We start from the raw sequence: 2,620 nt of genomic DNA on the forward strand, positions 1-2,620 counted from the left end.
TACGGAGTTACAAAGGAACGGAGTAAATGAAGAGGTCTGGAAAGGCCCGTCAAAGAAGGTAACAACCCTGTAGTTGAAACTTCGTTCCCTCCAGAGTGGATCCTGAGTACGGCGGGACACGTGAAATCCCGTCGGAAGCAGGGAGGACCATCTCCCAAGGCTAAATACTCCCTAGTGACCGATAGTGAACCAGTACCGTGAGGGAAAGGTGAAAAGCACCCCGGAAGGGGAGTGAAAGAGATCCTGAAACCGTGTGCCTACAAGTAGTCAAAGCCCGTTAATGGGTAATGGCGTGCCTTTTGTAGAATGAACCGGCGAGTTACGATCCCGTGCAAGGTTAAGTTGATGAGACGGAGCCGCAGCGAAAGCGAGTCTGAATAGGGCGAAAGAGTACGTGGTCGTAGACCCGAAACCAGGTGATCTACCCATGTCCAGGGTGAAGTTCAGGTAACACTGAATGGAGGCCCGAACCCACGCACGTTGAAAAGTGCGGGGATGAGGTGTGGGTAGCGGAGAAATTCCAATCGAACTTGGAGATAGCTGGTTCTCTCCGAAATAGCTTTAGGGCTAGCCTTGAATTGAGAGTCTTGGAGGTAGAGCACTGATTGGACTAGGGGCCCCCATCGGGTTACCGAATTCAGTCAAACTCCGAATGCCAAAGACTTATATTCAGGAGTCAGACTGCGAGTGATAAGATCCGTAGTCAAGAGGGAAACAGCCCAGACCACCAGCTAAGGTCCCAAAGTATACGTTAAGTGGAAAAGGATGTGGAGTTGCTTAGACAACCAGGATGTTGGCTTAGAAGCAGCCACCATTTAAAGAGTGCGTAATAGCTCACTGGTCGAGTGACTCTGCGCCGAAAATGTACCGGGGCTAAACGTATCACCGAAGCTGTGGATTGACATCTTAGATGTCAGTGGTAGGAGAGCGTTCTAAGGGCTGTGAAGCTAGACCGTAAGGACTAGTGGAGCGCTTAGAAGTGAGAATGCCGGTATGAGTAGCGAAAGATGGGTGAGAATCCCATCCACCGAATGCCTAAGGTTTCCTGAGGAAGGCTCGTCCGCTCAGGGTTAGTCGGGACCTAAGCCGAGGCCGAAAGGCGTAGGCGATGGATAACAGGTTGATATTCCTGTACCACCTCCTCACCATTTGAGCAATGGGGGGACGCAGTAGGATAGGGTAAGCGCGCTGTTGGATTAGCGCGTCCAAGCAGTTAGGCTGGCAACGAGGCAAATCCCGTTGTCATAAGGCTGAGCTGTGATGGCGAGGGAACTATAGTACCGAAGTTCCTGATTCCACACTGCCTAGAAAAGCCTCTAGCGAGGTGAGAGGTGCCCGTACCGCAAACCGACACAGGTAGGCGAGGAGAGAATCCTAAGGTGAGCGAGAGAACTCTCGTTAAGGAACTCGGCAAAATGACCCCGTAACTTCGGGAGAAGGGGTGCTTTTTCAAGGTTTATCCTTGCGAAAAGCCGCAGTGAATAGGCCCAGGCGACTGTTTAGCAAAAACACAGGTCTCTGCGAAGCCGCAAGGCGAAGTATAGGGGCTGACGCCTGCCCGGTGCTGGAAGGTTAAGGGGAGAGGTTAGCGTAAGCGAAGCTTTGAACCGAAGCCCCAGTAAACGGCGGCCGTAACTATAACGGTCCTAAGGTAGCGAAATTCCTTGTCGGGTAAGTTCCGACCCGCACGAAAGGCGTAACGATCTGGGCACTGTCTCAACGAGAGACTCGGTGAAATTATAGTACCTGTGAAGATGCAGGTTACCCGCGACAGGACGGAAAGACCCCGTGGAGCTTTACTGTAGCCTGATATTGAATTTTGGTACAGCTTGTACAGGATAGGTAGGAGCCTTGGAAGCCGGAGCGCTAGCTTCGGTGGAGGCATTGGTGGGATACTACCCTGGCTGTATTGAAATTCTAACCCGCACCCGTTATCCGGGTGGGAGACAGTGTCAGGTGGGCAGTTTGACTGGGGCGGTCGCCTCCTAAAATGTAACGGAGGCGCCCAAAGGTTCCCTCAGAATGGTTGGAAATCATTCGCAGAGTGTAAAGGCACAAGGGAGCTTGACTGCGAGACCTACAAGTCGAGCAGGGACGAAAGTCGGGCTTAGTGATCCGGTGGTTCCGCATGGAAGGGCCATCGCTCAACGGATAAAAGCTACCCCGGGGATAACAGGCTTATCTCCCCCAAGAGTCCACATCGACGGGGAGGTTTGGCACCTCGATGTCGGCTCATCGCATCCTGGGGCTGTAGTCGGTCCCAAGGGTTGGGCTGTTCGCCCATTAAAGCGGTACGCGAGCTGGGTTCAGAACGTCGTGAGACAGTTCGGTCCCTATCCGTCGTGGGCGTAGGAAATTTGAGAGGAGCTGTCCTTAGTACGAGAGGACCGGGATGGACGCACCGCTGGTGTACCAGTTGTCTTGCCAAAGGCATAGCTGGGTAGCTATGTGCGGAAGGGATAAGTGCTGAAAGCATCTAAGCATGAAGCCCCCCTCAAGATGAGATTTCCCTGTTACTTTGTAACGTAAGAACCCTGGAAGATGACCAGGTTGATAGGTCTGAGGTGGAAGTGTGGTGACACATGGAGCTGACAGATACTAATCGTTCGAGGACTTAACC

General features: G+C 52.7%; 1 rRNA gene. It reads left to right on the forward strand.

Annotation, left to right across the window (positions count from 1 at the left end):
• Nucleotides 1–2,620 (forward strand): 23S ribosomal RNA (locus tag J2S19_RS23535); the annotation flags it as partial.

Origin of the sequence: Metabacillus malikii, assembly GCF_030813355.1 — a bacterium.
Lineage (GTDB): Bacteria > Bacillota > Bacilli > Bacillales > Bacillaceae > Metabacillus > Metabacillus malikii.